25 protein-coding genes are annotated in these 24,030 nt (G+C 27.0%); 21 read left to right on the top strand and 4 right to left on the bottom strand.

The window, feature by feature from the left end:
- Window positions 1–3 precede the first annotated feature (3 nt).
- Window positions 4–1,896, bottom strand: a complete 1,893-nt coding sequence (locus AMYT_RS11210) for an ankyrin repeat domain-containing protein (RefSeq protein WP_114842617.1) — start codon at window positions 1,894–1,896, stop codon at window positions 4–6.
- A gap of 337 nt (window positions 1,897–2,233) precedes the next feature.
- On the opposite strand from AMYT_RS11210, the gene AMYT_RS11205 reads away from it, so the two are divergent.
- From AMYT_RS11205 to rimM, 14 genes are all read left to right on the top strand, one after another.
- Complete coding sequence (locus tag AMYT_RS11205; RefSeq protein WP_114842616.1) at window positions 2,234–5,128, top strand: methyl-accepting chemotaxis protein; 2,895 nt, start codon at window positions 2,234–2,236, stop codon at window positions 5,126–5,128.
- 141 nt (window positions 5,129–5,269) lie between these two features.
- Complete coding sequence (locus AMYT_RS11200; protein WP_114842615.1) at window positions 5,270–6,565, top strand: peptidase U32 family protein; 1,296 nt, start codon at window positions 5,270–5,272, stop codon at window positions 6,563–6,565.
- Window positions 6,562–7,869 carry a glycosyltransferase family 9 protein gene (locus AMYT_RS11195; RefSeq protein ID WP_114842614.1) on the top strand — a complete coding sequence of 436 codons (1,308 nt, stop codon included), beginning with the start codon at window positions 6,562–6,564 and terminating at the stop codon, window positions 7,867–7,869. The genes AMYT_RS11200 and AMYT_RS11195 overlap by 4 nt, the downstream gene beginning before the upstream one ends.
- A gap of 38 nt (window positions 7,870–7,907) precedes the next feature.
- A complete protein-coding gene (purE, locus tag AMYT_RS11190) occupies window positions 7,908–8,402 on the top strand; it encodes a 5-(carboxyamino)imidazole ribonucleotide mutase (protein ID WP_114842613.1) in 495 nt (164 codons plus the stop codon).
- Window positions 8,402–8,635 (top strand): glutaredoxin family protein, encoded by a 234-nt coding sequence (locus tag AMYT_RS11185; RefSeq protein WP_114842612.1) that lies wholly within the window; start codon window positions 8,402–8,404, stop codon window positions 8,633–8,635. The genes purE and AMYT_RS11185 overlap by 1 nt, the downstream gene beginning before the upstream one ends.
- Entirely contained in the window at window positions 8,636–9,517 is an 882-nt protein-coding gene (glyQ, locus tag AMYT_RS11180) for a glycine--tRNA ligase subunit alpha (protein WP_114842611.1), read from the top strand.
- A gap of 1 nt (window position 9,518) precedes the next feature.
- Window positions 9,519–10,283 (top strand): Nif3-like dinuclear metal center hexameric protein, encoded by a 765-nt coding sequence (locus AMYT_RS11175; protein ID WP_114842610.1) that lies wholly within the window; start codon window positions 9,519–9,521, stop codon window positions 10,281–10,283.
- Window positions 10,276–10,995 carry a zinc ribbon domain-containing protein gene (locus AMYT_RS11170; RefSeq protein WP_114842609.1) on the top strand — a complete coding sequence of 240 codons (720 nt, stop codon included), beginning with the start codon at window positions 10,276–10,278 and terminating at the stop codon, window positions 10,993–10,995. The genes AMYT_RS11175 and AMYT_RS11170 overlap by 8 nt, the downstream gene beginning before the upstream one ends.
- Window positions 10,995–12,140 (top strand): lipid IV(A) 3-deoxy-D-manno-octulosonic acid transferase, encoded by a 1,146-nt coding sequence (gene waaA / locus AMYT_RS11165; RefSeq protein WP_114842608.1) that lies wholly within the window; start codon window positions 10,995–10,997, stop codon window positions 12,138–12,140. Before AMYT_RS11170 ends, waaA begins: the two co-directional genes overlap by 1 nt.
- Window positions 12,133–12,876, top strand: coding sequence for an RluA family pseudouridine synthase (locus tag AMYT_RS11160; RefSeq protein WP_114842607.1), 744 nt, complete (start codon window positions 12,133–12,135; stop codon window positions 12,874–12,876). The genes waaA and AMYT_RS11160 overlap by 8 nt, the downstream gene beginning before the upstream one ends.
- 179 nt (window positions 12,877–13,055) lie before the next feature.
- Window positions 13,056–14,408 (top strand): signal recognition particle protein, encoded by a 1,353-nt coding sequence (ffh, locus tag AMYT_RS11155; protein ID WP_114842606.1) that lies wholly within the window; start codon window positions 13,056–13,058, stop codon window positions 14,406–14,408.
- Between the two features lie 88 nt (window positions 14,409–14,496).
- Window positions 14,497–14,724 (top strand): 30S ribosomal protein S16, encoded by a 228-nt coding sequence (gene rpsP, locus AMYT_RS11150; protein WP_114842605.1) that lies wholly within the window; start codon window positions 14,497–14,499, stop codon window positions 14,722–14,724.
- A gap of 14 nt (window positions 14,725–14,738) precedes the next feature.
- On the top strand, window positions 14,739–14,978 hold the full coding sequence (locus AMYT_RS11145) for a KH domain-containing protein (protein ID WP_114842604.1): 240 nt from the start codon (window positions 14,739–14,741) through the stop codon (window positions 14,976–14,978).
- Window positions 14,979–14,983: 5 nt separating this feature from the next.
- Window positions 14,984–15,517 (top strand): ribosome maturation factor RimM, encoded by a 534-nt coding sequence (rimM, locus tag AMYT_RS11140; RefSeq protein ID WP_114842603.1) that lies wholly within the window; start codon window positions 14,984–14,986, stop codon window positions 15,515–15,517.
- 8 nt (window positions 15,518–15,525) lie between these two features.
- Here the strand turns inward: rimM and AMYT_RS11135 are convergent, their stop codons facing one another.
- From AMYT_RS11135 to flgG, 3 genes are read right to left on the bottom strand one after another with little or no spacing between them, the layout of a single operon-like run.
- Window positions 15,526–16,611 carry a coiled-coil domain-containing protein gene (locus tag AMYT_RS11135; protein WP_114842602.1) on the bottom strand — a complete coding sequence of 362 codons (1,086 nt, stop codon included), beginning with the start codon at window positions 16,609–16,611 and terminating at the stop codon, window positions 15,526–15,528.
- 3 nt (window positions 16,612–16,614) lie between these two features.
- The gene (locus AMYT_RS11130) at window positions 16,615–17,052 is read right to left on the bottom strand and encodes a hypothetical protein (RefSeq protein ID WP_114842601.1); all 438 of its coding nucleotides are present in this window, start codon (window positions 17,050–17,052) and stop codon (window positions 16,615–16,617) included.
- A 16-nt stretch (window positions 17,053–17,068) separates the two neighbouring features.
- Window positions 17,069–17,857 (bottom strand): flagellar basal-body rod protein FlgG, encoded by a 789-nt coding sequence (gene flgG, locus AMYT_RS11125; protein WP_114842600.1) that lies wholly within the window; start codon window positions 17,855–17,857, stop codon window positions 17,069–17,071.
- 154 nt (window positions 17,858–18,011) lie between these two features.
- Between flgG and AMYT_RS11120 the strand changes: the two genes are divergently transcribed.
- From AMYT_RS11120 to AMYT_RS11090, 7 genes are read left to right on the top strand one after another with little or no spacing between them, the layout of a single operon-like run.
- A complete protein-coding gene (locus AMYT_RS11120; protein WP_114842599.1) occupies window positions 18,012–18,386 on the top strand; it encodes a response regulator in 375 nt (124 codons plus the stop codon).
- Between the two features lie 38 nt (window positions 18,387–18,424).
- Complete coding sequence (locus tag AMYT_RS11115; protein WP_191287668.1) at window positions 18,425–19,426, top strand: hypothetical protein; 1,002 nt, start codon at window positions 18,425–18,427, stop codon at window positions 19,424–19,426.
- A gap of 22 nt (window positions 19,427–19,448) precedes the next feature.
- On the top strand, window positions 19,449–20,168 hold the full coding sequence (locus AMYT_RS11110) for a flagellar hook-basal body protein (protein ID WP_114842597.1): 720 nt from the start codon (window positions 19,449–19,451) through the stop codon (window positions 20,166–20,168).
- Entirely contained in the window at window positions 20,165–20,569 is a 405-nt protein-coding gene (gene flgB / locus AMYT_RS11105) for a flagellar basal body rod protein FlgB (protein WP_114842596.1), read from the top strand. Before AMYT_RS11110 ends, flgB begins: the two co-directional genes overlap by 4 nt.
- Window positions 20,570–20,584: 15 nt before the next feature.
- On the top strand, window positions 20,585–22,327 hold the full coding sequence (gene fliF / locus AMYT_RS11100; protein WP_114842595.1) for a flagellar basal-body MS-ring/collar protein FliF: 1,743 nt from the start codon (window positions 20,585–20,587) through the stop codon (window positions 22,325–22,327).
- Window positions 22,324–23,331, top strand: a complete 1,008-nt coding sequence (gene fliG, locus AMYT_RS11095; protein WP_114842594.1) for a flagellar motor switch protein FliG — start codon at window positions 22,324–22,326, stop codon at window positions 23,329–23,331. The genes fliF and fliG overlap by 4 nt, the downstream gene beginning before the upstream one ends.
- Complete coding sequence (locus AMYT_RS11090) at window positions 23,331–24,002, top strand: FliH/SctL family protein (RefSeq protein WP_114842593.1); 672 nt, start codon at window positions 23,331–23,333, stop codon at window positions 24,000–24,002. Before fliG ends, AMYT_RS11090 begins: the two co-directional genes overlap by 1 nt.
- Window positions 24,003–24,030 lie beyond the last annotated feature (28 nt).

Raw genomic sequence — 24,030 nt, 5'->3', positions numbered from 1 at the left:
AACTTATAGTTGTACATTAAATTCTTTTATCATATTTTCTACTAAAGTTTTCATTTTTAAATGATCTGCTGGATTTCTAGTATTTTCTAATAAAGGTTTTAAGTTTTTATGAAATTTCTTTAAGAAATTAAAAATATAGTGTGTTTTCTTATATGGATTATTTACATAAGAACCAGAATCAATTAACTCAATTACAAGCTCTCCATATCCTAAAAAAGCAGCATAGTTTATAGGTAATACACCAAATTTATCTGGTTTATTAATTAGTTTTTTATTATATGAATATAAAAGTCTAAATATTTTTACTTTATTTTGCCACATAGTATTGTGAACCATATTTCTTCCTTTATTATCCACAGCATTTATATCTGCACCAGCATTTATTAAAACTTTTATAGTTTGAATATCATTATCCAAAATTGCTTTATGAAGAGTTATTCCTCCAAAGTCATCTCTTGAGTTTACATCTGCACCTAAGCTTATAATATTTCTTAGCATTATTAAGTAGTTTTGTTGGTCAGCGATTTTTCTAAAAGAAGTATTTTTAGACATATAATAATAAATAATATTATATCCATCCTTATTTTTTTGATTTATATCGGCTCCATATTTTACAAGCATTTTAACCATATCTATATTTCCATGTTCAACTGCATCAAAGAAGTAGGGATTTCCTTCTGAGTTTAACATTGTAAGATTTACTTCCCCATTTAATAAAATCTCTTCTAAAACTGATTTATAATTTTCATTTTCATCAATATGTTGTCTTGCTTTCATTTTAAGCTTTTTACCATTTCGTAAATAAAGCTCAATTTCTAAAAGTTTTTCAATAACTGTTTTACCAGTTTCATCACTAATATTTGGTCTAGCACCATAATCAAGCAAAATAGATACAATATCAATATATGATTTACCTTTTATTGCAGCATGAGCTAGTGCTGTTTCATTTTTATCATTAATAAAGTTTGGATCAACTTCATAATCTAAAAGTTTTTCTACAACTTTTAATTGATTATGTTTTGTAGCTAGCATTAAAGCATTATCCCCATTGTTATTGCATCGATTTGAATCTATATTCTCATCAATTAGCCAAGGAATCATATCTGTTAAACTTTTTATTTTTTCTTTTTCTTCAACAGGAGTATCTATTATTTCTTGAATTAGTGCTAAAAGTACATTATTTCCTTCATTATCAAGATGGTTAATATCAGCACCTTTTTCAATAGCAAAAGTAAAAGAATTAGAGTTTAAAGCACCATTTTTTATTAGATAAAAAAGTGGAGTTCTACCTTTTTTATCTGTTACATTTAAATCTAAATTTTCACCTATAAATTTTAAAACATTACTATCTACATAAGTATTTGGATAAAAAAGTATATTTTTATCAATAGAGTTACCCAATAATTTAATCACATCTTTTACTAAATCAATATTTTGACTATCAATTGCATCATAAATTATAGATTTTCCATTTTCGTCAATATTTGAATAGTTTTTTGTTGCATCTCTTAATAAAACATAAGCATCTTTTTTATTATGTTTTAATGCCTCTTGTATAGCTATTCTTCCATCTTTATTTTTAATATCTGCATTTGCATTATAGCTTAATAGAGTTCTTACTGTTTGAGTTGCTCCTGCACGTGCTGCAAGTATTAAAGCAGTGTTTCCATCTGTATCTATATCATTTATATTTAATTTTTTAGAAACTAGCCATTTTACAGACTCTAATAAGTTATCTTGAGCAACTATATGTAAGAAAGACCTATTATATTCATCTTTATAAGTTAAATCAACATCTTTTAAAATTGCATCTGCTTTTGTTTCTTTAAAAGTTGAACTTTTTAGTACATCTAATAAATCTTCTCTAGTATATTTTTTAAAAAGTCTATCTAGCATAAATTTTACCTATTTTTATATTATTCTATAAATAATAACATAACTATTGTTTTGAAAAAATTAACTCCTATTATCTTTTTTTCATTTTCAACTCTTATTTAACTCTTATTTTTTTATCAAAAAAATTATTTTATATTTAATAATAAAAAAACAACACTATTGCAAAATAATTAAATAATCTATTTAAAATCAAATATAATGAATAATAGCCAAAAAATAAATTATAATTGAAACTAATGTAAACACTTTAATTTTTAACTAATAATTTTTATATTTAGTCTTGACTTTTTATAAAACCTAAAGATACAATAATAAATTAATTAAACAAGGAGTTTGTATGTTAGGTAAAGTATCTATAAAAGCAAAACTTCTACTTTTAGCACTTATATCAATATTTACCGTTGCTTTAATAGTGTCATTTGAGTCTATCTACTCAATTAATAAATTATCAAAGCAAAATGTTGAAGATTATAAAGAACAAGCTTATGCTAAAAAAGAAGAAGAACTTAAAAATTATGTTTCACTGGCAATGAAAACAGTTAGTGCATATCATAAGAGAACTGCAATAGATAAAATTAAACTTGAAGTTCAAGAGTATTTAAAAGAACAAACAGGTTTTATTTTTTCTATTATTGAAGCTGAGTATAATAAACTTAATGGGAAAGTTTCAGATGCAGAATTAAAAAGAATTATCAAAGAGATAATTGCAGAATCAAGATATGGAAAAACTGGTTATTTTTGGGTGAATGATACAAATGCAGTTATAGTTACACATCCAATTAAACCTGCATTAGATGGAAAAGATTTATCTGAGTTTAAAGATAAAAATGGAAAGAAAATCTTTTCTGTATTTTCTCAAGTTGCAAAAAAAGATGGTGAAGGTTTTGTTGATTATGTATGGCCAAAACCAGGCTTTGAAACTCCTCAACCAAAAGTATCATTTGTAAAACTATTTAAACCTTTTAATTGGGTAATAGGAACAGGTGAATATGTGGATGATGTTACTAAAAAAATACAAACTGAAGCTTTAGAGACTATTTCAAAGATGAGATATGGGGAAGATGGTTATTTTTGGATAAATGATTCTTATCCTAAAATGGTTATGCATCCTATAAAACCTGCACTTGATGGAAAAGATTTATCTCAAATCAAAGACCCAGCAGGTAAGCTTTTATTTGTTGAATTTTCTAAAATGTCAAATGCTAAAGAAGAGGGCGGTTTAGTTACATATCTTTGGCCAAAACCAGGTTTTGATAAACCACAAGAAAAATTCTCTTATGTTCAAAAATTTAAAGAGTGGGATTGGATAATAGGAACTGGAGCTTATGTTGATGATATTCAAGCTGAAATTGTAAAAATGGAAGAAAAAACAGAAGATGAAATTAATACAATTGTACAATTTATCTTAATTTCTACATTAGTTACAGTTATTTTAGTTTATTTAATTTATACATTTTTAATTAGAAGAGCAATTATTAATCCACTAGATGATTTAAATAGTGCAATTAAAAATCTAGGTTCTGATACTACTTTAAATAATTTAATTAAAAAATCTTCTGATGATGAAATAGGAAAAGTTGTAGATAGTTTCAACTCTTATATTGGAAAATTAAAAGAAGGTTTTGAACAAGATTCAAAAGTTATTGAAGAGGTTGAAGATGTTATTACTAAAGTAAATAATGGATTTTATGTTTATAAAGTACATGAAAATTCAGCTAATCCTCAAATACAAAAACTAAAAACTTCTATAAATTCAATGATTGATAAAACGAATGAAAAACTAGAAGAGATAAATAAAATCTTAGTTGAGTATGGAAATTCTAATTTTGATTATAAAGTAAATAACAAAGAACATCATAGTGCAAATGGAATTGTAGGTTCAATTTCTACAAGTACATCATTTATTGGAAATACAGTTTCTGAGTTTTTAGCAATGATTACAACAAGTGGAAGAAAACTTGATGATGATACGAAAATCTTATCATTAGAAGTTTCAAAATTAGCAAAATCAGCAAATGAACAAGCAGCTTCACTTGAAGAAACAGCAGCAGCGGTTGAAGAGATTACTTCAATTATTAAGTCAAGTGCTTCAAAAGTTCATCAAATGTCAGTTTTAGCAAATGATTTAACAAATTCTGCAAAACAAGGTGAAAACTTAGCTTCGATGACTACAAAAGCTATGGATGATATTGATGCACAAGTAAGTTCTATTAATGATGCAATTACTGTAATTGATCAAATTGCTTTTCAAACGAATATTCTTTCATTAAATGCAGCTGTTGAAGCAGCAACAGCAGGTGAGGCTGGTAAAGGATTTGCAGTTGTTGCTCAAGAGGTGAGAAATCTAGCAAGTAGAAGTGCAGAAGCAGCAAAAGAGATTAAAAATATTGTTGAACAAGCTACTTTAAAAGCAAATGAAGGTAAAACAATCTCTGATAAGATGATTGGTGGATATAATGAATTAAATGAAAAAATTAATCAAACAATTAATTTAATAGAAGATGTTTCAAGTGCAAGTAAAGAGCAAGAAACAGGAATTATTCAAATTAATGATGCTATTAATTCATTGGATAGAGCAACACAAATTAATGCAGCTTCTGCAAGTGAGATAAGTTCATTATCAGAGGGTGTTACAAAACTTTCTGCTGATTTAAATGCAATTGCAAAAAGAGCAAATTTTGATAAATCAAAAGAAAAACAAATTTGTGATATAGATTTGGTATTTACAATATCTAAAATAAAAAATGATCATATTTTATTTAAAGATAATAACTTTGCAAAAGTTGGAGAACAAAATATAACTTCTTGGCAAGTAACAAAATGCATTGATTGTAATTTTGGAAAATGGATAGCACAAGAAGAATCAAAAGGTAGTTCATATACAAGAACAAATAATTGGAAAGTGATGAAAGAGTTTCATTCTTGTGTACATAAAAAAGTTCAAGAGTATATTGATGAAAATGCTAAAAAAGCTTCAAATATTAAATTAGCAGAAATCTCAAAAGAGGTTGATTATTGTACAAATGAACTATTTAAGTGTTTAGATATGATTAAAACTGAACATTGTTCTTCTTTTTCAAAAACTACTACTTCTATAAAAAAAGAAGAGGTTGTAATTGAAGCAAAAGCTTTAGAAAAAGAGCCTAAAAAACAAACTATTTCAAAGCCAAAAGAGCAACCAAAAATAGTTTCAAAACCTTCAAAAGATGATGATGAGTGGGAAAGCTTTTAAAAGCTTTCCTTCTTTCTTATCCTGAATAATTAACTTTTTTATAAAAAAAAATTCTATATTTAAAGTAAAATCTTTTTTATACATTATATTTGATATAATTGCCAAAAATTTTAATGTGCAATAAAGCACAAGGATTTATTAATGAATAGAAATGTTGAATTATTATCCCCTGCAGGGAATTTAGAAAAATTAAAAATTGCATTTGCTTATGGTGCTGATGCAGTTTATGGTGGGGTAAGCCACTTTAGTTTAAGAATTAGAGCAGGAAAAGAGTTTACTTTTGAAACTTTTAAAGAGGGAATTGATTATGCCCATGCAAGAGGTAAAAAAGTATATGCAACTATAAATGGTTTTCCTTTTAACTCTCAAATTGAATTATTAAAAAAGCATATTATTAAAATGGCAGAGTTAGAACCTGATGCTTTTATTGTTGCAGCTCCTGGAGTTGTAAAATTATGTAGAGAATTAGCTCCACAAATTGATATTCACTTATCAACACAAGCAAATGTATTAAATTATTTAGATGCACAAGTTTTTTGGGATATGGGTGTTAAAAGAATAATTGTGGCAAGAGAAATATCTTTAAAAGATGTACAAGAGATTAAAAAACATTTACCAGATATGGAAATAGAGATTTTTGTGCATGGTTCAATGTGTTTTGCATATAGTGGAAGATGTTTAATAAGTGCTGTTCAAATGGGTAGGGTTCCAAATAGAGGAAGTTGTGCAAATGATTGTAGATTTCAATACACTTTATATGCAGCAAATGAAGACCATGGAACACTTTTTAGACTTGAAGAAGAACCGGGTGTTGGAACATATATTTTTAACTCAAAAGATATGAATTTAGCTTCTCATATTAAAGAGATTTTAGATTCTGGTGCAGTTGATTCTGTAAAGATTGAAGGAAGAACAAAATCACCATATTATGCAGGAGTAACTGCCTATGCATATAGACAAGCAATTGATGATTATTTTGAAGATAAGTTCGAAGCTGATAAATATCAAAGAGAATTACATACTACAAAAAATAGAGGGTTTACAGATGCTTATTTAATTCATAGACCTTTTGAAAAAACAGATTCTCAAAATCATGATTATGCTTTAAGTAAAGGAAGCTATGAAGTTAGTGGACTTGTAACAGAAGATGAAAAACATTTTTATTGCAAATATAAAATTTATCCACATGATGAAATAGAAATTTTTGCACCTTTAAACTCTACTATTGAAGAGTGTGATAATGAGCTTGGAAAAATTTATCAAAAAGAAAATGGTAAATTTTATATCTCATTTAATAAAATTTTAACAGAAACTGCAAAAGAGTTAGAGTCAGTACATAGTGGAAATACAAATAAAATTCAATTACCTGGAAAATTACCTTATCTTACAATGTTAAGAGTAGAAATTGATGAAAAGGATTGTTGTAGTTTCGAATGATAATCTTTAGAGTTACTGAAAATATCAATATCAAGACTACTGATGGAACTTTAGTTAGCTATTATAAACTAAAGACTCCATCAAACTTACAAAATGATACTTTATATATTACAACATATGAAGACTTTCAAGATATTAGAAGAGTTTTTTCAAATGTTGATAAAAAAAAGTATCAAGCAAAAGTAATTGATGAAAAAAGAGTTACTTCCTTAGAACAATTCCCTAAAGAATTAGGTTTAGAATATAAAAATCAATTTGAATTATTAACAAATGCAAAAAAACAACTTATTACAAAAGAGCATGATTATTCTGAAAATATTGATTTTTTAGCTACATATTTAAATGACAAAACAATTTTTTTGCAAGATCAATTAAAAGAGGTAATAAAACCTGATATAAAAGTGGCAATTTTAGGGAATATTGGCTTTGAAATAGGAGAAATGTTAAGCTCTTTAACAGCCTTAAGAATTTTCTATGAAGAACTTAAAAAAAAGTTTTCAACAGTTATTTTAGATATTTATTTAAACTCTTCTGATAATAGAAACTTTACGCGAGATAAGCAAATTATGCAAACTCAATCTTTTATAAATAAAGTAACAGCTTTGTCTATTAGTGTAAATAAAATATGTGAATATGATTATTATATTGATACAAGTTTTTTTACTAAAAGTTTTTTTTATAAAGAGTTAAATTATGTAGATGCGTGGCTTTATAAATTTGGGATTGATTTTAAGAAAATAGATAAAAGTAGAAAATATAATAGTTTAAATTTAAATTTTTATAAGCCTACTTCAATTTTAAAACAGAAGTTTGAAGAGTTACGACTAAAAGGTAAGATTTTACTTTTTCATCCATATTCTGCAAGTGTAGAGCGTTCTATGCCTAAAGAAATAGCAACATTGTTTTTAAAAAAATTACTTTATCATTTGCATGATTATACTATTGTATCAGCTTTAAAAATTGATGGAGTAAATGATGCTAATTATATAGACTTAAGTTCTTATTCTAAAAGCTTTTATGATTTTTCATATATTATTTCTAATGTGGATAATATTATTACAACTGATACTGCAACTTATCATATAAGTGAAGCTTTTTTTATTCCTACAATTGTAATTTTTACAAATGAAAATCCATTAAAAAGAATTGAAAATTTTATCTATACAAAAGCAGTAGTTGTACAGAATAAATCAAAGAATTTATCATTTTTTAAATTCAGTGAAGATGCCCTAATTTTGCATAAGTTCAGAGGTTGGAAAGAATTAAAAGTAAAAAAGATAATAAAATTATTAGAAAAAATTTGATAAAATATCTACACTTAAAAAAATAAATAAGGAAAAATATGCAATTTGTTTCAATTATAATGGGAAGTAAGTCAGATTATGAAATCATGAAAAACTGTGCTGATACATTTGAAAAATTCAATGTTAAGTATGAGATGATAGTTTCTTCTGCGCATAGATCGCCAGAAAGAACAAAAGAGTATGTAAAAGGTGCTGAAGAAAAAGGTGCTGTTGCTTTTATTGCTGCTGCTGGTATGGCTGCTCATTTAGCTGGTGCATTAGCTGCAACTACAACTAAACCTGTAATTGGTGTTCCTATGAAAGGTGGAGCAATGGATGGTATGGATGCTATGCTTTCTACTGTTCAAATGCCTTCTGGTATGCCTGTGGCTACTGTTGCATTAGGAAAAGCTGGTGCAGTTAATGCTGCATATTTAGCAATGCAAATTTTAGCACTATCAGATAAAGAATTAGCAGTTAAACTTAAAGAAGATAGAATTGTTAAATCTAAAGCAGTTGAAACAGACTCTAAAGAAATAGAAGTTATTTTATAATGAAGCCTGTCGCACTATTTACCCTACCAAATTGTAAATGGTGCGACAATGCCAAAGCTTACTTAAAATCTAAAAAAATTAGATTTAATCAAATTGATGTATCAAGAAACAAAGAAGCATTAAAAGATTGTCAAAAGCATGGATGCAATGGAGCCCCTGTAATTTTAATAGGTAATCGTTGGATCTGTGGTTTTGATAAGGAAAAAATAAATAAAGAGTTAGGAATTAAATAGATGATTACATTTTCTAATATGTTATTAAAACTTCAACAGTTCTGGGCAGAACAAGGGTGTAATATTGTTCAACCTTATGATATTCCAGCTGGTGCTGGAACATTTCACCCTGCTACATTACTTAGAAGTTTAGATTCAACTGCTTGGAGTACAGCATATGTTGCTCCTAGTAGAAGACCAACAGATGGAAGATATGGTGAAAATCCTAATAGATTAGGTTCTTATTATCAATTCCAAGTGTTAATTAAACCAAGCCCAGAAAATATTCAAGATTTATATTTACAATCTTTGGAATATCTAGGATTAGATGTATCAAAGCATGATATTAGATTTGTAGAAGATAACTGGGAATCTCCAACACTTGGCGCTTGGGGACTTGGTTGGGAAGTATGGTTAGATGGTATGGAAGTTACTCAATTTACATATTTTCAACAAGTGGGTGGATTACCTTGTGAGCCAGTTGCTGTTGAGATTACTTATGGAACAGAAAGATTAGCTATGTATTTACAAGGGGTTGATTCTGTATTTGATATAGTATGGAATGAAAATTCACATGGAAAAACTACTTATGCTGATGTTCATAAAGAAAGTGAATATGAATTTTCTAAATATAATTTTGAAGTGGCAAACACTCAAATGCTATTTAGACATTTTGAAGATGCTTTTAATGAGTGCAAAGTTTGCTTAGAAGCTGGTTTACCTCTTCCTGCATATGATCAATGTATGATAGCTTCTCATGCTTTTAATACACTTGATGCTAGAAAAGCTATTTCTGTTACAGAAAGACAAAATTATATTTTAAAAGTAAGAGAATTAGCTCAAGGTTGTGCTGTTTTATATAAAGAGCAAGAACAAGAGAGATTAAAAAGAGTTGGAAGATAATTTGAAAGTAAAAGATATTTATAAAATCTTAGATGAAATTTCACCTTTTGCTTTACAAGAAAAATGGGATAATTCTGGTCTTCTTGTAGGTAGTTTTGAAGATGAAATAAAAAAGATTTATATAAGTATAGATTTAGATGAAGAGTTTTTAGAAGATGTTGAAGAAAATAGTTTAGTAATTACTCATCATCCATTAATCTTCTCACCTCTTAGAAGAATCAATTATGATACTTATGCCACAAAACTTTTAAAAGTTTTAATACAAAAAAATATTGCATTAATTTCAATGCATACAAATATAGATAAAACTCATTTAAATAAATATGTAGCAACTGAAATTTTAGGTTTAGATATTATTGAAAAACAAAATGAAGAAGAGTTTATTATCTATGCAAATGTAAATAAAGATTTTGAGGTATTTGCAAAAGAGATTACTTCTAAATTAAAACTTGATTATACAAATGTTGTAAAGTGTAATCAAAAAGTTGAAAGAGTAGCTATTGTTACAGGTGCAGGGATGTCTTTACTTAATGAAGTTCAAGCTGATTGTTTTTTAACAGGTGATATAAAATATCATGATGCAATGGAAGCAAAATCAAGAGGAATTTCATTAATTGATATAAGACATTATGAAAGTGAAAGGTATTTTAATACCCTTTTATTGGGCTTATTAGAAAAATATTTGAAAAAAAATGAATTAAAAGCTATAATATCAGCTTCGAAAAATCCATTTAAGTTTTGTATACAAGGAGAAACAGTTGAATAAATATTTAGAGGATTTAGTTAAATTATCAAAATTTGATACACAAATTAGTATGTTCGAACCTCAAATTGAAAGAGAAAAAGCAAAGCTAGCTACTTTTGTAGAAACAGCTGAAGCTATTAAGCAGTCTATTAATAAGACTTATGCAGAAATTGATGATGTAAAATCAAAAAGAACTAAAAATAATATTCATTTATCTGAATTAAAAAATAAATTAGAAGATATTTCAAAAAAACATAATCTTGTTCAAAATGAAAAAGAAGTAAAAGCTTTACAATTAGAAGAAGAGATTACAAAAGAGCAAATTTCATTTGCAAATGAAGAGATTCAAAGATTGGATCAAATCACTGAAGTAAAAGAAATAGAGTTAAAAGAGTCACAAGAAAAACTAGCTAATGAAGAAGCAGAAATTAAAGATATTCAAGTTGCAGTTGATAATCAAATTGAAGAGATTAACAATCAAAGAAATGTTGTGTATCATGAAAGAAGTGAATTATTAGAAAAATTTGATAATAAAATTTTAACTTTCTATGAAAAAATAAAAAGATGGGCAAAAGAAAGTGCTGTTGTTCCTGTTAAAAAACAATCTTGTTATGGATGTTTTATGAAAATCAATGATAAAACTTATGCTGAGGTTATTAAATCTGAAGAGATTATTAACTGTCCTCATTGTGGAAGAATCCTTTATAAAGAAGATGAAACTGTTGAGGCTTAATTTTGAGCCTCTTCTCTTTTTTTTATTATATCTTAGCAATTATTGTTTATATAATTGCTATGCCTCTATTACTTTTAAAGCTTAGAAACAATAAATATAAAATTGCAATTCCAGCTAAATTTTTTTTAAAAAATAATCCTTCATTTAAAGAAGATAAAATTTGGTTTCATTCATGCTCTATGGGTGAAACAAAAGCTATAAAACCTTTAATTGATGAATTTAGTGATTGTAATTTATCAGTGATTACAAATACGGGCTTTGAAGAGGCAAGCAAGTACTCTAATAATGTTAGGTATCTTCCTTATGAGATATTTTTACCCTTTTGGATAAATAGACAAAAAGCCTTAGTTGTTATGGAAGCAGAACTTTGGTATATGCTATTTTTATTTGCAAAAACAAAAGGTGCTAAAACCTATTTAATAAATGCAAGAATTTCAGATAAATCTTATAATTCATATAAAAAAATGAGATGGTTTTATAAACAGATTTTTAAAAATATTGATAAAATTTTTGCTCAAAGTGAAACTGATAAAAAAAGATTGGAAGAACTTGGGGCTAAAAATATAGAAGTAATTGGAAATATAAAACTTGCACAATTACCTAAAATAACTAAAAAGTTTAAAAGGTTAGAAGAAGTTGTAATAACAGCAGGTAGTACTCATCAAAATGAAGAAAAGTTAATTTTAAATGCCTATGAAAGAAAATATGGAAAATTAATAATTGTTCCAAGGCATCCAGAAAGATTTGATAAAGTTGATGAATTAATAAAAGAGTATATAAAAGATAAGTCATTAACTTATCATAGATTTTCAAAAAATGAAGATTTTAATTCAGATATTATTTTAGTTGATAAATTAGGTGAGTTAAATAATATCTATGCAATTTCAGATGTGGTTATTTTAGGTGGTGGTTTTGAAAAGGTTGGAGGACACAATCCAATAGAACCAGCATATTTTGGTTGTAAAATAATTAGTGGCAAAAATATATTTAATCAAAAATCTTTGTTTGAGTGTATACAAAATTATTATATAATAGAAGTTACACAATTAAAAGAATATTTAGAAAAAATAGAAAAGTTAGAAAAGCCTCAATTGGCAAAAGCAGGTACAATTGAGCCAATAATAAAGGAACTTAAAAATGTATGAAAAAGCGTATAAGCTTTTAGCTAAACAAGAGAATATCTCAAATTCTAAAGCAAAAGAGTTAATTGATAGAGGATTAGTTAGAGCAAATGGAAAGAAAGTTTTAATTGCTAGAGGTGAAATAAAAGTTAATACTAGATTTGTAGTAAAAGAGTTAGCAAAAGTAAAGGTTATCTTTCAAGATGATGATATTTTTGTTGTAGATAAACCACCTTTTATAACAACTGATGAAATCTCTAAAATGTATCCAGATTATCTTTTATTAAATAGACTTGATAAAGAGACTAGTGGAGTAATGTTATTTGCTAAAAATGAACAGTTTCAAAAAAGAGCAATAAAAGAGTTTAAAGATAATAAGGTTTATAAAGAGTATGTGGCAATAGTTGAAGGTAAAGTTGTTGATGAAATTGAAATAGATAAACCAATTTTAACTGCAAAGCATAATGGTATAGCAACATCAAAAGTAGATGCTAAAAAAGGTAAACCTGCTAAAACAACAGTTATTCCAATGTTTGTAGAAGGTAATAAATCAAAAGTCAAAGTTGTAATAGATACAGGAAGAACACATCAAATTAGAGTACATTTAAACTATATTGGATTTCCAATAATAGGTGATTCTATTTATGGAAAAGTTGTTCCAAATGTAAATAGAGTTTTATTACATTCAAAAGTTACACAAATTTTTGATTACACTTTTGAAGCACCTGAACCAAGAGAGTTTAAAGTATTTGACCTTTAATTAAAGTTTAAGGTTACTAAATTAAAACAAAAATATATAACTTCCCATTTTATGGGAAGTCTCTAAATTAAAATAAAAACCTATAAAATTAAATTTTCCTTAAAATGATACATATTTAAACTTTATTAAAGTATTAAAGTTGTAAAATCCACAAAATTTTAAAAAAGTTGGAGTTCGTTTTGTTTGATTCAATAACAGGTTCACTGAAAAATGCAATAAATAAAATAAGACATAAAGATGATGAAGCAGCATTAAAAAAAGCTGCAGCAGAATTAAAAAAATCACTTTTAAAAGCAGATGTTCACCATAAAACTACAAAAGTTTTAGTTAGTGAAGTTGAACTTGAAACAAAAAGAAATGGAATTGGACAAGACTCTTTTATTAATGCTTTAAGAAAAGAGTTAACAAAACTTCTAACAACAGAAGGAAATCAAGGATTTGTATTTTCAAATACACCTCCTACAACGATTTTAATGACAGGACTTCAAGGTTCTGGTAAAACAACAACAACTGGAAAATTAGCAAATTATTTAAAAATTAGAAAGAAAAAAGTTTTAGTTGCAGCTTGTGACTTACAAAGATTAGCAGCAGTTGAGCAATTAAAACAAATTGCAGCTCAAATTGAAGTTGATATTTATTTTGATGATAATGAAAAAGACCCAGTTAAAATTGCTGTTGCAGCCCAAGAAAAAGCAAAAAAAGAGCTTTATGATGTTTTATTAATAGATACAGCTGGTAGGCTTGCAATTGATGAAGAGTTAATGAAACAACTTGCAAATGTAAAAGATGCAGTAAAACCTGATGAAATTTTTTATGTTGCGGATGCTTTAACTGGACATGATGCAACTAAAACTGCAACTACATTTAAAGAAAAAATTGGAATTGATGGAGTTATCTTATCAAAATATGATGGAGATACTAAAGGTGGGGTTGCCTTATCAATTGCACATCAAGTTGAAACACCTTTAAGATTTATAGGTATTGGTGAAAAAATGCCAGACCTTGAGGTATTTATTCCAGATAGAATTGTTTCTAGACTTTTAGGTTTAGGGGATATTGAAGGACTTGCTGAAAAGACTTCTGCAATTATTGATGAGAAAAAAGCAAAAGAGGTTACTAAAAAGATTAAAAAAGGTGAATTTAACTTTAATGACTTTTTAGAGCAACTTTCAATGATGAGCAAGTTAGGTTCTATGAAATCAATTATTGGTATGATTCCTGGTCTTTCTCAAATGGCAGGACCAATAAAAGATATGGATTTTGAAAACTCTGATGAGATTAAAAGAATTAAAGCTTTAATTGGTTCTATGACACCAAAAGAAAGAGAAGAACCAAGTTTATTAAATCCAAGTAGAAAAAAAAGAATTGCAGTTGGTTCTGGACTTACTGAGGTTCAAGTAAATAAAATACTAAAACAGTTTAAAAATGCATCAAAAATGGCTAAAAAACTTTCTACTAAAGGTGGTATGAAAGGCTTATCAAATATGTTAAGTCAAATGGGTCCTGGTGGAATGCCTAAAATTCCAAGATAATTAACAACAGATGTAGTATTGAGTTGTAAACTTAAAATTTTGAGTTTAGAATTCAATACTATATATTAAAAAAACAAAGGAAAAAAACATGACAGTAATTAGATTAACAAGAATGGGAAGAAACAAAAAACCATTTTACAGAATCGTTGTAACAGATTCAAGAAAAAGAAGAGATTCAGGATGGATTGAATCAATTGGATATTTCAACCCAGTATCTGAACCAAAAGTTTTAAAAATTGATGAAGAAAGATATAACTATTGGTTAAGTGTTGGTGCTAAACCAAGTGAAAAAGTTAAAAAATTAGCTGCTAAATAATTTCAGCTTTTATCATGATAGTAAATTTTATAGAAAATTATGCCAAACTAATTGTAAGTAAACCAGAAGAGGTAAGTGTATCAGAAGAGAAAATTGATGATACATTTACTGAAATTACTATAAAAGCTGATAGTTTAGATATAGGTAAACTAATTGGTAAAAATGGTAATATGATTAATGCTTTAAAAGTTATGGCAAATGGTTGTAAAGCAAAAGATGGTGTATCATATAAGATACAAGTTCTATCAAATTAATCACAATGACAGAAGATAAAATTTACGTAGCAAAATTAGGAAAAACAGTAGGTCTAAAAGGAGATTTAAAACTTCATATAGACTCTGATTTCCCTAATCAGTTTAAAAAAGGTGCTACATTTACTACTAATAGAAATCTCACTTTAAAAGTCTTAAACTACAACAATAATAATGGAACAATTAAATTTGAAACATATGAAGATATTGATTTAGCAAAAAAGCTTATAAATCAAGAACTTTTCACTTCTAAAGAAGCAACAAAAGATAATTGTCAATTGGAAGAGAATCAACATTTTTGGTTTGATATAATTGATTGTGAAATTATTGAAAAAAATATAGTTTTAGGAAAAGTAAAAGAGATACACAGATACCCTATAACTGATTATTTAGAGGTTACTACTTCTATGCAATTAGTTGAAAAGAATTTACCGAAAACTTTTTTAATTCCATATATTTTAGATACTTATATTACTAATGTAGATGTTCAAGAGAAGAAGATTTTCACACAAGATTGTTTTGATATATTAGAAAACTCGTAAGAGTTTTTCTAATAATTACATCTTTTATCAAATTCTTCTTTAGTTAAATCTATAAGCATTGCTTGATTAAACCCACTATCAAGAAATTTGTTCAATAAGTTGTTTCTAGCACTTGGCATTTCATAAGGACCAACATAAATTTCAATATTATTTTGATTATCTCTACATAGTAAGATATTTTTATCAATTCTTTCAATTTTTGCTAAATAATCTTTTTTAAGGTTTCCTTTTATTACTGAAACATTAATTAAAGGTAAAAATGATTTAGAAGTATTTATATTTGCATTTTCACTATTTTCTACAACTTGTTGTATAGCTTCTGGCATTTTATTCTCTTCTTCCTCATTTGTTACAGCTACTACTTCTTCTTGAGTTTGTTCTTTACTATTTTCTAAAGCTTCTAATTCTTTTTTCTTTTCTTCAACTTCTTGAAGTAATTTTTCTTTCATTTGTTCTAATTGTTCTTTTTCAGAAATTAAGGCTGTTTGTTTCTCTTCTAAAGCTTTTTTTTCAGCTTCTAATTCTTTTTTTAAATTTTCAATTTCCTCTAATTTTTTCTTCTCTTCTAAAGCTTTTCTTTCTTCTTCCTCTTTAGCTTTTTTTATAGCTTCTTCTTTTGCAAGTTGATCTTGTAATGAAGGGTCATATTTAGTTAATCTATCAAATTTTTTATTTAATTTATCAGAATCAATATCTCTTGATTTAAAATCAAAAGTTTTTTCTTCTTTTACTTCTTCTACTTTTGTTTGAACTTTAGGCTCTTCTTTTTTATCAAAAAAACCAGTAATATACAAAATAATACCTATTGTTAAAACAACTAGTAACACTGCAATTACAGCAGTTAATATTCTTTGAACTTTAGTTTGCTTTTTTTGAACAGAATAATCTTTTAATTCATCTTCATCAATAGCATATTCACTAATATCTTTTTCAGAAACATCTTTTTTATCTTTATCAAGTTGTGATTCTTCTATTTGTATTTCGTTAGCATCTTCATCAATTGATAATTTATCATCTAAAGAACTCTCTTCAATTTCCAATTTAATTTCATCAACAATTTCATTTGAATTTTTTGTACTATTTTGTTCTGCCATTCTTTACTCTTTGTTATTAGATTGTTGTTTTCTTCTTTCTTTTTGTTTTTTTAGTATTCTATCTTTATTTTTCTGATAATATTCTCTTCTGTATTCTCTTAATTCTTCTTTTTTTTGTTCTCTATACTCTTTATCATATTCAAGTCTTCTATCTTTATTTTCTATATAGTATTCTCTTTTTTTCTCTTTATATTCTCTTATTTTTTCAATAATTTTATCTTTTCTATTATCAACATGTTCTTTTTGTTGTTTGATAATCTCTTTAATCTTTCTTTCGAAGTTTAAAGGATTTAAGTCCGTTTCATAATCAAACTCTTTAACTTTATTTCTTTTTTTAGTAAGAGTTTTTTCTATTTTCTTTTTAAGATAGTATTCTCTTTTTTTCTTTTTATGAGCTAAAAAGTTTTCTTTTCGAAGCCTTTTTAATTCTTCTAAATCCATCTTTTATCTAATTACCTTATCTTTTTAATCTATTTACAATATCTAACATATCATCAGTTGTTGTAATTGCTTTAGAGTTTGCTTCATATGCTCTTTGTGCAGTAATTAAATCAACCATCTCATTTACAAGTTTTACGTTTGATAACTCAACCATACCTTGTCTTAAATTTCCAAATTGGTTTTCTGTTGGATTGCCTTCAACAGGAGCTCCTGATGCTTCTGTTTCTTTAAATAGTGACTCACCAATTGGTGCAAGTCCTGCTGGATTTATAAAATCTGATAGTGTAATTTGTCCTAAAGTAACTATAGTTTCAGTTGCTTTATCTGTTGCTGTTACCACTCCATCTTTACCAATAGTTAATTTTATTACATTGTCAGGAATTACTATTTCAGGGTCTAATCTATATCCATTTGAGTTTACAATTGCTCCCTCATCATCTAGCTTAAAAGCACCACTTCTTGTATATGCTGTTTCTCCATCTGGCATAGTAATTCTAAAAAAACCATTACCCTCAATAGCAACATCTAAAGGGTTACTTGTTTGTTTTAAATCCCCTTGCAAGAAGCTTTTTTGAATACCTGAAATTCTAACTCCCATTCCCACATCTATACCTGTTGGATTTCTTGTTGTTTCAGAAGTTTGTCCAGCTGTATAGTTTAATGTTTCATACATTAAATCTTGAAATTCAGCTCTATCTTTTTTAAAACCTAATGTATTAACATTGGCAATATTATTTGATGTAACATCAATTTGACTTTGTTGGGAATTCATTCCAGTTGCCGCAGTGTATAAACCTCTAATCATAATAGAATCCTTTAAAAGAGATAATATAATGATTATATTTAAAGAATTTTTAAAGTTAGATAAAATTTTATTAAAATATTAAGTGTAAATTTAAAACAAATTAAATATAATAATTAACAATTTTCAAAATTAAAATGTTTAAAAGGCTTAAGTAATGAGAATTTTAATAGTTGATGATAGTTCTACTATGAGAAGAATTATTGGTAATGTAGTAATGCAACTTGGATTTTCAAAAGAGGATTTTGATGAAGCTGAAGATGGTGTGAAAGCTTGGAAATTATTATCTGAAGGGAAATATGATATTATTTTAACTGACTGGAATATGCCAAATATGAATGGTCTAGAGTTAGTTAAAAAGGTTAGATCGGAAGGTAATCATCAAAAAACTCCGATTATTATGATTACAACAGAGGGTGGAAAGTCTGAAGTTATCACTGCTTTAAAAGCTGGTGTAAATAACTATATTGTTAAACCATTTAGTGCAGATGTCTTAAAAGAGAAACTTGATGGGGTTTTAAAAAATCACTAAATTAGTAACTTATTAATAATAAAGGTTTAAATATGAGTATGAGTCAAGAAGAAATTGAATCACTAATGAATGGCTTAGATTTAAATGAAAATGAAAAGTCAGAAGAAGTTACTACGGAAGAAATGTCAAATGACCCTATGTCAAATGATGATATTGAAAAATTATTATCTGAAAGTAATATAATAGACGAAGAAGACAATTCAATAACTTCACAAGATGATTTAGATGACATTTTAGCAAGTATAGATGAAGCTGAGGATGATAATAGTCCTGTATCAAATGATGATATAGATGAGCTTTTAAAAGGTATTGATGGTGTAACTGATAATTTAAATGATGTTGAAGAAGAAACAATTGATGAAGAAAACTTTGATGATATTTTAGCAGGGATTGATGGTATAACTGATAGTGAGCCTCTTAAAGAACCTATGGTAGAAAAGAAAGTAACTGTAAATGAAAATAATGCTAAACCAGATGAAGATGATATAGTGTCTAAAATAGATAGTGGGATTTTCCCTTTACCAGCAGAAAAAGACACAAAAGTAGTAAATCAGTTAAGCCAAGTGGCTAATGACTCAGAAGAAAAAGCATCTAAAATATTTGATGTATTAAGTTTTATTTTAGATGATAATAATGATGTTCAAAGAGGTATTAAATCATTTGATGAATTTTTAGTAAAACAAATAGCTCTACTTGACTCTTTAAATAAAAAATTTCCAAATATTTCAGTTTTTAATCAACATTTAGAAGAAGCTTCTAAAATAAAAGAAGGGATTTCTGCAATTAGTGGTAAATTAGATGCAGAAAATATGCAAATTTTTGAAGCTATGGAATTAATGCAATTTCATGATATTAATAGACAAAAAATTGAAAGAGTAATGGCAGTAATTAGAAAATTATCAATTTATTTAAATAATCTATTTGAAGATGAAGGTTCTCATCAAGAAATAGCTGTAGCAAAACATATTCATGGAGATAACACAGCAGATGTTGTGGATGATGCAGATTTAGAATCACTAATAGCGGAATTTGGTAACTAAAAACTTAAAGAAGGAGTAATAAATGAATCAAGGTACATATCCTTTAGCAGCGGCAATGATAAATCAACTTAATAGAGTTGATATGATTTCCAATAACTTAGCAAATGCTAATACTGTTGGGTTTAAGCAAGAAGGAATGATAGAAGGTTCATTTAATTACTATCTTACAAGGGCTTCAAATGAAGGTTTCACTCCTACAAAAGTAAATGAAATTACTAATACTATACCAAAATTAGATGGTAAATATATAAATGAAGAAGTTGGACCAATTGTTGCTACAGGCAATGCTTTAGATTTTGCTTTAAAAGATTCAAATGCTTTTTTTAAAGTTTTAAATGAAAATGGAAATGTTGAATATACAAGAGATGGTTCTTTTAAAATATTAGATAACTTTTTAGTTGATTCTAAAGGTAGAAATATTTTAAGTAATGATAATGAACCAATTGTTACTGATGGTGAATTTATAAATCAAATTTCTGTAGTTAAAATAGACTTTAAAGATTTAGAAAAAGTAGGTTACAACAACTATAAAACAAAACAAAATGCTCAAATTGAACAATTAGAGCTAAATGATGGACAACTCATTCAAGGTTCTCTTGAAAAATCTAATATTAATACTGTTTCTACAATGGTTGCTTTAATTGATGCACATAGAAGATTTGAACAAGCTCAAAAAGGTGTATTAACAATTGATGATATTAATGCAAAAGTAATTGATAAAATAGGGAATAATAACAGATGAAGCCAAGTAGCGTAACAGATTTACTTTTTACACAATTAGGTTTTCGTGGTGATAGACAAGAGGTTATTTCAAGTAATATTGCAAATATAAATACTCCTAAGTATAAAACAAAAGATTTGGTTTTTGCAAATGAATTACAAAAAGCAAATGATAGCAGACTACAATTATACAAAACTAATGAGATGCATTTAAGTTCTTCAAATGAAATAAATAAACCTTTTAAAAGTCAAATGGTTGATGTAAAAGGTTTAGAAGAACAAAATGATGGTAATAATGTAAATCTTGATGCACAAATGAGTGAAATGTCAAAAAATAAAGTAATATTTGATGCTTTGCAGACATCTATTAAAAAAGACTCATTATTATTTAGATCAGTAATTGACTCTTCTGCAAAAAATTAATAGGATATATAGTATATGGATCAACTTTTTAAGTTTGTAAATAATTTAAATGCTGCACAAAGAGCAGTTATTATAGGGGGTTTTTCTTTACTCTTTGTGTTATTAATTGGACTATTAATATATTCAAATATAAAAGCTGAAGATAAAAAATTTAACTATACAATTGCTTCTAATCTTACAAAAAATCAAGTTATGTTAGCAAGTAGCGAACTTGAAGCTTCTGGAGTTCCTTTTTCCGTTATAGGTTCTGGAAATGATTTAACACTTAGAACTTCAAAAGAGTTTATTAATATTGCAAAAATTAAATTAGTAACAAGTGAAGCAGCAACAAGCAAGCATGTTGGTTGGGAAATTTTTGAAAAATCTTCTTTAGGTACTACAAATTTTGAAAATAAAGTAAAATATTTAAGAGCCTTAGAAGGGGAATTATCTAGATCATTGGAGTCTTTATCTGGTGTTTTAAGAGCTAGTGTAAAAATAGCTATTCCTAAAGATACAATTTTTACTGAAAGAAAAAGTGAACCAACTGCTTCTGCTGTTTTAAGTTTAAAACCTGGAGTATTTTTAACTCAAAAACAAATTGATGGAATTAAAAACTTTATAGCTTCTGCTGTAAGTGACTTAAAAAATGAAAATATTAAATTAATTGACCAAGATGGTTCATTATTAGAACATTCAAAAGATGATGTTGATAACTTAAAATCAATGACTCAAAATAAATATAAAGAGAAATTAGAAAGCAGTTATGAAAAAAAGATTATCTCTTTACTTGAACCAATTGTTGGTCCAAATAGAGTAGTTGCAAGAGTTACAATAGATTTAAATTTTATAAAGAAAAATATTCAAGAAGAGATATATGATCCAGAAGGAACAATTAGAAGTCAAGAGACTACTGAAAATGTTTCAAATTCTACAGGTGGACCAAATAATAATGGAGGAGTTGCAGGAGTTGATAGCAATATTCAAGAACCTCAAGAAGCAGGTGGGACTGAAGGAAGCAAATCTTCAAGTGAATCAACAAAAACTCTAACAAATTATGAAATTTCAAAAAAGATAATTGAACAAAAAGATAATAATTATTCAACAATTCAAAAAATAAGTGCTGCTGTGACATTTGATTCAACTGTATTAGATAGTATTCAAAATAAAGATGAATTTATCTCTTCTATGGAAGCAATTGTTCAAGATACAATTGGTTATGATCAAAAAAGAGGTGATCAAATTAGTGTAAAAAGCTTTAAATTTTTTGGGTTAAAAGCAATAGCTAATGCAGCTGGACAAAAAGTAGATGAAAATGGTAATATTATAGAAGAAGGAAGTACTGCTGATACTTTAGCTATGGTAAAATCTTTACTAAAAGAGTTTAGTGAGTATATTCAATATATAATTGCAGCAATTTTACTATTTATTTTTTATAGAAAATTTATTGTAAATCATGATGTGGTTGTATTAGGTGATGGAACTGTTAAAAAGAGAAATGCAGATGGATCTTCTGATGGTTTGGTTGATGATATGCTTTCTGGTTTTGAAGAGCAATTTGATATGCAAAGTGCAAAAGGAAGACTAAAAGCAAAAATTAAAAGCCAAATTATGAATAACTTAAATGGATTAGATGAAGAGGGTGCTGCTAAATATGAAGTTCTAATTGAAGAACTTGATAAAGAGATCAATAATAATCCAGCTGAAATGGCTAAAATGATAGAATTACTATTAGCAGAAGGTGATAGTAAATTTGTTAAAAGAGGTAATAAAAAATGAGTGAAGAAATAAGCAGAGAATTACTTAAAGGTATGTCTATGACAGAAAAAGTAGCTCATTTTTGTGTTTTAATTGGAGAAGATGCTACTGTTAAAATCTTTCAACATTTACCTAAAAATGTTGTGGAAGATATTTCAACAGCAATTACTCAAATTAATGCTATTGATAAAGATATCTCTTTAGCAATTTTAGATGAATTTCATCTTTATACTCGTTCTAAAGGTTTTATTAGTTCGGGTGGGTTTGATTATGCTAAAGATATTTTATATAAATCTTTAGGAAAAGGTGAAGCAGATGATGTTTTAGCAAAACTTTCAAGATTAAAACTTGCTGCTCAATCATTTGCTTATTTAGATGCTATTAATCCAAAACAACTTTCAGACTTTATTAAAGATGAGTCTCCTCAAACAATTGCAGTAATTTTATCTCATATGGAAGCTCCAAGAGCAGCAGAAGTATTGATGCAATTAGATGAAGATATTAGGATAAAAGTTACTATGCAAATGGCAACAATTAAAGATGTTTCTCCTGATGTTGTAAGAACTATTTCTGTTATTTTAGAGAAAAAACTAGAATCACTTTTATCTTCTATTGTAAATGTTGGTGGGGTTAAAGTTGTTGCTGATATGTTAAATAGAGTGGGGCCAAAATCACAAGATATTCTTAAAAATATCAATGGAGTTGATACTTCATTGGCAACAAAAATTAAAGAAAATATGTTTGTATTTGAGGATTTACTAAATTTAGATACAGAATATGTAATGAAAATCTTACAAAATGTTGATACAGCAGATGTTGCTGTTGCTATGAAAAATGCAACTGATGAAGATTTAGAGAAAATCACAAGTGCTATGTCTCAAAGGGCAAGTGATAGATTTAAAGAAGAGTTTGAGATGTTAAATAAAGTAAAAATTAAAGATATTGAAGCAGCTCAAAGAAAGATGCTAGATGTGGCCCAAAAAATGATTGAAGAGGGTGTAATTGAAAGAGAAATGGATGAATAATGGCAAATAATAATGTTTATTCAACTGCAAAAATTATAAGTACTAATGATGAAGTACAAGATTATAAATTAGGTACTTTTTTACATAATAAATTAGATAATACTGCTCAAACACAACAAATGCAAAGTGTAGCAACTTTAAGTGATAGAGAAATACCTTTAAGTGTTGATCCTTTAGTTGAAGAGATGAAAAAAATCTCTGAACAAATTGCTTTTTTAAGTAATAAAGTTGATACAATTGAAGTAAATGGAGTATCAAGTAAAGATATTGATAGACAAGTTGTAACTGCAATAAAAGATTTAAAAAATTATGCTACTTTTTTTGAACAAGCAACTTTTCAAATGGAAACAAAACTTCTTAAAACTTCTATTGCAATTGCACAAAAAATTATCTCTATTGAAGTGGGAGAAAACTCTTCAAAAATTGCAAAAGAGACAATAACTCATTTAATGTCAAAAATAAAAACAGCTTCAAAAGTAAAAATTCATCTAAACCCAAGAGATTATGAAATTTTAAGACATGAATTAACTTTAGAATCATTTATTGAATTAGTTCAAGATGCAAATGTTGCTATTGGTGGAGTAGTAATTGCTAGTGATTTAGGTAATTTTGATGGAAATATAGAAGCAAAAGTTGCTTCAATGCTAGAAACCTTAGATACTGTAATTTAATAATTAAAAAAATTTCTTATAAAATAGG

Source organism: Malaciobacter mytili LMG 24559 (genome assembly GCF_003346775.1).
In the GTDB taxonomy this organism is placed as follows: domain Bacteria; phylum Campylobacterota; class Campylobacteria; order Campylobacterales; family Arcobacteraceae; genus Malaciobacter; species Malaciobacter mytili.
The sequence above is the reverse complement of the archived record's forward strand: the minus strand, read 5'-3'. Positions and strand labels throughout refer to the sequence as shown.